Origin of the sequence: Streptomyces sp. NPDC091972 (assembly GCF_044756385.1) — a bacterium.
Taxonomy (GTDB): Bacteria; Actinomycetota; Actinomycetes; order Streptomycetales; family Streptomycetaceae; genus Streptomyces.
This window is the reverse complement of record NZ_JBIVSV010000032.1, coordinates 1-6,302: the sequence shown is the minus strand read 5'-3', so window position 1 is coordinate 6,302 and position 6,302 is coordinate 1. Positions and strand designations below refer to the sequence as shown.

General features: G+C 73.0%; 2 protein-coding genes. Both read left to right on the top strand.

What is annotated here, in order from left to right; translation table 11 throughout:
• Nucleotides 1–19 precede the first annotated feature (19 nt).
• Complete coding sequence (locus ACIQJT_RS41630) at nt 20–4,936, top strand: amino acid adenylation domain-containing protein (protein ID WP_402650670.1); 4,917 nt, start codon at nt 20–22, stop codon at nt 4,934–4,936.
• Nucleotides 4,933–6,302 (top strand): condensation domain-containing protein (locus ACIQJT_RS41625; RefSeq protein ID WP_402650669.1); only part of this gene is annotated, 1,370 nt, incomplete at its 3' end. The genes ACIQJT_RS41630 and ACIQJT_RS41625, both read left to right, overlap by 4 nt.

Below are 6,302 nucleotides of genomic sequence, written 5' to 3'. Positions count from 1 at the left end.
CGCACCGGAGTTCACCGCCGTGGAGAGCCGTGATCCTGCCACCGCCGCCGAGAAGCTGTTGTGCGAACTGTTCGCCGAGGTGCTGGGCCGGGAGCAGGTCGGGGTCCAGGACAGCTTCTTCGAGCTGGGCGGCGACTCCATCATGTCGATGCAGCTCGCCGCACGCGGCAACCGCAAGGGCATCGCCTTCAGCGCGCAGGACGTCTTCGAGCGTGAGACCCCGGCCGCCCTCGCCGCCGTCGCCCAACTCGACCTCGCCCCCGACACGGCGGCACGGCAGGACGAAGGACCCCTCCTCGACCTCACCACGGACGAGACCGCCGAGCTGGAGGCCTTGGTTCCCGGTCTCGCCGAGGTCTGGCCGCTCACCCCGTTGCAAGAAGGACTCCTCTTCCACACCGCCTACGACGCGCAGGGCCCCGACGTCTACGAGGGGCAGTGGGTGCTGGAGCTGAACGGACGGCTCGATGCCGCGCGGCTGCGGGCCGCCTGGCAGGGCGTGGCGTCCCGGCACGCGACGCTGCGGGCAGGATTCCACCGGCTCGCCTCGGGACGGCTGGTCCAGGCTGTCGTGGGGGAGGCGCACATCCCGTGGCGGGAGGTCGATCTCTCCGGGCTAGATGCGCGAGAGACCGAGGCGCGGCTCGCCGAGACAGCCGCTGAGGAGCAGGCGAAACGATTCGACCCGGCCCGGCCGCCATTGCTGCGCCTCGTCCTCGTTCGACTCTCCGACGAGCGGCACCGGCTCGTCGTGGTCACGCACCACATCCTCTTCGACGGCTGGTCCATGTCCGTCGTCCTCGACGAGGTCTCCGCGCTGTACGCGGCGCACGGCGAGGCCTCCGGACTCGGCCCGGCGCCCTCGTTCCGGGACCATCTGGACTGGCTGGCCCGGCAGGACCGGGAGGCCGCGCGGAGCGCGTGGCGGGCCGAGTTGGACGGAGTGGACGAACCGACCCTTGTCGACCCCCTGGGACGGGCACGGGACTCGGCCGACGCGGGACGGGCGATTCGCGAGTTGTCGCAGGAGTTCACGGCCCGGCTGGTGGCCTTCGCACGGGGTGGCGGACTGACGGTCAACACGCTGCTGCAAGGCGCCTGGGCCCTGGTGCTCTCGCGGCTCACGGGCCGTACCGACATCGTCTTCGGTGCGCCGGTCGCGGCCCGTCCCACCGAACTGCCGGGAGTCGAGGGCATGGTCGGGGTGTTCATGAACACCGTGCCCGTCCGCGTACCGCTCGACGGCGGTCAGCCGGTGCAGGAAATGCTGGCCGCGCTCCAGAGCCGCCAGTCCGCGCTGATCGGCTCCCACCACCTGGGACTGTCTGAGCTGCAGAAGCTCACCGGGTCCCGCTCCGCCTTCGACTCGGTCCTCGTCTTCGAGAACTACCCTCGCGCGGTCGGTTCCCCGAAGACCCCCGACGCCCTGCGCACGGAGCACGTCTCCACCGTCGAAGGCACGCACTACCCCCTGACACTGGGCGTCGTCCTCGGCGACCGTCTCCAGGTCCGCCTCGCCCACCGGCTCGCCCTGTTCTCCGACGCGGAGGCCGAGGGGCTGGTGCACAGCCTGACGCGGGTGCTGGAGCAGATGATCGCGGACCCGTCCGTGCCGGTGGGGCGGCTGGACGTACCGGGCGTCGGCACTGCACCCACCCCGCCGGACGCTGCGGCAGCCCACACGGACTCTGCCCCGCTCCCGCCCTGCCGCTTCGCCGACCAGGCCGCCCGCACCGCGACGGCCACCGCCCTCGTCGCCGCCGGCCGCGAGGTGACGTACGCCGAACTCGCCGCCGACTCCGAGCGGCTGGCCCGTCACCTGGCTGCACACGGCGTCGGCGCGGACACCCGCGTGGCCGTGCTGGCACCTCGCTCGGTGGAACTGGTCACCGCTCTGCTCGGTATAGCGCTGGCGGGCGGCGCGTACGTCCCCGTCGACCCCCATCATCCCGCGGACCGCATCGCGTTCGTCCTGGCCGATGCCGCGCCCCAGTCCGTGCTGTGCACGGCGCGGACCAGGCCGCTGATTCCGGACGGTTTCCCGGGCCCGGTGGTGATCCTGGACGAGACCCCGCCGTCGGAAGACCACGACGGCCCGGTCCCGGTGCCGACAGACGCCGACCATACGGCGTACGTCATCTACACGTCCGGATCCACCGGTACACCCAAGGGCGCCGCCGTCACCTGGGGTGGGCTGCGGAATCTGGTCGCCGACCGGATCGAGCGGTACGCCATCGGTGCCGACACACGACTCGTGCAGCTGGTCTCACCGAGCTTCGACGTGTGCATGGCGGATATCTGGCCGACGCTGTGCGCCGGCGGCCGGCTGGTGCTGGCCCCGCCGGACGGCCACACCACCGGCGACGAGCTCGGCGACCTGTTGGCCGACCACCGCATCACCCACGCCGTGATGCCCGCTGTGCAGCTCGCCCACCTCCCGGACCGTGAACTGCCCGCGCTGCGCGTCCTGGTGAGCGGCGGCGACGCCCTCCCGGCGGACACCCGCCGACGCTGGGCGGCCCGCTGCGACCTGCACAACGAGTACGGCGTCACCGAGGCGAGCGTCGTCTCCACCGTCACCGCCCCCCTGGACGAGACGGGCCCGCTGACGATCGGCGGCCCGATCACGGGCGCCGAGGCGTACGTCCTGGACGACTTCCTGCGTGCCGTGCCGCGGGGCGTGGTCGGCGAGTTGTACGTGACCGGCACCGGTCTGGCCCGCGGATACCTCGGCCGCCCGGGGCTGACCGCCCATCGGTTCGTCGCCGACCCGCGCGGGACCGGCGGGCGGATGTACCGCACCGGGGATCTGGTCCGCCGCACCCAGGACGGCGAGTTGGTGTTCCTGGGGCGCGCCGACGAGCAGGTCAAGCTGCGTGGGCACCGGATCGAGCCGGGGGAGGTCGAGGCCGCGCTCGCCGACCATCCGGACGTCGAACAGGCGGTCGCCGCAGTCCGCGACGCCCGGTTGATCGGCTACGTCGTGCCCGCCGACGGGCGCGCTCCGGAGGCCGCGGCGGTACGGGCCCACGCCTCGCGCACGCTCCCCGACTACATGGTCCCGGCGACCGTGGTGGTCCTCGACGAGCTTCCCCTGACCCCCACGGGCAAGCTGGATCGCGACGCCCTGCCCGCGCCCGACTTCAGCGCCGAGGCCGTCGGTCGCGCGCCGAGGACCCCCGTCGAGGAGGTCTTCTGCACCGCCGTCGCCGAGATGTTCGGGCTCGATCGGGTCGGCGCCGACGACAGCTTCTTCGCGCTGGGCGGGGATTCGATCACCTCGCTGCTCCTTGTCACCAGGGCCCGGCAGGCCGGACTCGTCGTCACGCCCCGGCAGATCTTCGACGAGAAGACCCCGGAGCGGCTCGCGGTCGTCGCCGAGCCCGTCGACACGGGGAACCGGGCAACCGGCGGCGACGACGAGGTGGGGGAGGTGCCCTGGACGCCCGCCGCGCACTTCCTCGGCGAACGGGTCGCGGGCGGCTCCTTCGCGCAGTGGATGACCCTCGCCGCACCCCCCGGCGTCCGCCACGACTCCCTCGCCGCCGCGCTGTCGGCCCTCGTCGACACCCACGCCGTGCTGCGCGCCCGGGTGACGGACGACGGCACCGGGCCGCGACTGGTCGTCGGCGCCCGGGGCACCGTGGACACCGCCGCTCTCCTGGTCCGCGTGGACGCGACCGGGACCACGACCCCCGACGAACTCGCCGCGGCCACCGAGGAGGCCGCCCGCGCGGCCGTGGGCCGGCTCGACCCGGCGGCCGGTGCCATGGTGGGCCTGACCTGGCTGGACGCCGGACCCGAACGGGCCGGGCGGCTCGTTCTCGCGGTGCACCATCTCGGCGTCGACGGGGTGTCGTGGCGGATCCTAGTCCCGGACCTCCGGGAGGCGTACGAGGCCGCGGCAGCCGGACGCACCCCGCGTCCCGCCCCGGTCGCCACCTCCTACCGGAGCTGGGCGCGACGGCTGGAGGCGGAGGCACACCTGGACCACCGGGTCGCCGAACTGCCCGCCTGGACCGCGCTGCTGCGGGACGCCGTCCCGCTGCCCGGCGTGCCGCTCCTCGACCCCACCCGGGACACGGCGGCGACCGTACGCCACGCGTCCTGGACTCTGCACGACAACGACACCGCCACCCTCGTAGGGCGCACGGCCACCCTGTTCCACTGCGGCGTCCACGACATCCTGCTCGCCACACTGGCGGGAGCCGTCGCCCAGTGGCGACACGACCCGTACGCGCCTGTCCTGGTGAACGTCGAGGGCCACGGCCGTACGCCGCTGGACGGCGCCGACCTGTCCCGCACCGTCGGGTGGTTCACCAGCGCCCACCCGGTACGGCTCGATGTGAGCGGTGTCGACCTCGATCGTGCGCTGGCCGGCGAGGAGGCGGCCGGGAGGCTCCTGAAGACCGCCAAGGAGCAGATACGGGCCGTGCCCGGTGACGGGCTGGGCTACGGGCTGCTGCGGTACCTCAACGCCGAGACCGCACCCGTCCTGGCCGAACTGCCCGTACCGCAGATCGGCTTCAACTACCTGGGCCGACTGGACGCGGGGGCCCGCGGCCCGGGAGGTTCCGGTCGCTCCGGCGCCGCCGTGCCGTGGCAGCCTGCCACCCCCCGGGCCCTGCACAGCTCGGACGACCCCCACCTGCCCGTACCCCATGCCCTTGAGGCGGGCGCCGTCGTGCGGGACACCCGCCACGGACCCCGGCTCACCCTCACCCTCAGCCACCCGGGCCGAGTGCTGGCCGACGACACCGTGCACGAACTCGGCCGTGTCTGGCTGGCGCTCCTGCGCGGGCTGGCGGCCTGTTCGGACCACCCGGCGGTCGGCGGCCACACACCGTCCGACTTTCCCCTGCTGGACCTGGACCAGGACGAGGTCGAGCAGCTCGAAGCGATCGCAGCGGACCTCGAAGGAGGACTCTCCCGGTGACGTCCACAACCCCGGCCCACGGCTCGGCACTCGCCGAGGTCTGGCCCCTCTCCCCGTTGCAGGAAGGTCTGCTCTTCCACACCGAGTACGGCGGCCAGGGCCCCGACCTCTACACCCTCCAGCGCACCGACCTGCTGAGCGGACCCATCGACGCCGGACGGCTACGCTCCTCCTGGCGGGCCCTGCTGGACCGCCACCCGGCCCTTCGCGCCGGCTTCCACCGCCGCAAGTCGGGCCGGTCCGTGCAGCTCATCCCGCGCGAGGTCCCGCTGCGCTGGCGTGAAGTCGATCTGTCGGGCACCGGCCTGACGGAGGAGGAGGCACTCGCCGAGGTGCGCCGGCTGGCGGCCCAGGAGCGGGCGGAACGGTTCGACCTCGGCAAGGCGCCCCTGCTGCGGCTGCTGCTCGTGCGCCTGTCCCCCGAGCGGCACTGGACCGTGATGACCTCCCACCACATCCTGCTGGACGGCTGGTCGATGCCGGTCATGCTCACCGAACTCGCCGCCATCTACGCGGCCGGCGGTGACGCCTCCGGACTCGGCCCGGCGCCCTCCTTCCGGGACCATCTGGCATGGCTCGCCCGGCAGGACAAGGAGACGGCACGCGAGGCATGGCGAACCGAACTGGCGGATGTCGACGGCCCCACCCTCGTCGCCCCCGCCGATCCGGACCGCGCACCCGTTCTGCCCGACAAGCACGAGCTGACCCTCTCCGACGAACTCTCCGACGGCCTCACCACCTTCGCCCGCCGCCACGGCCTCACCGTCAACACCGTGATGCAGGGCGCCTGGGCGATGCTCCTGGCCCGCCTCACCGGACGGACGGACGTCGTCTTCGGCGCGACCGTCTCCGGGCGCCCCGCCGAGGTCCCCGGTGTCGCGTCGATGGTGGGCCTGTTCATCAACAGCGTGCCGGTGCGGGTCCGTCTCGACGGCGACCAGCCGGTATTGCACCTCCTGACCGAGTTGCAGTCCCGACAGTCGGCGCTTCTCTCCCACCAGCACCTCAGCCTGCCCGAGATCCAGCGGGCGGGCGGATCCGGCGCGGTGTTCGACACCATGCTGATGTTCGAGAACTACCCTCTGCCGCCCCAGGAGGCGTCGGCGCCCGGGGCACTCGCCTTCACGCACATCGAGGGTCACCAGGCGACCCACTACGCGCTGACCCTCGGTGTGATGCCGGGCAGGCCCATGAAGCTCCATGTGACCTACCGGCCGGACGCGATCGACGCCGACGTGGCCGGAGACCTGCTGGGCAGGCTGGTGTGGGTGCTGGAGCAGGTGGTCGCGGCTCCGTCGGTGCTGGTGGGGCGGGTCGATGTCATCGGTCCGTTGGAGCGTGGGTTGGTGGTGGAGGGGTGGAACGC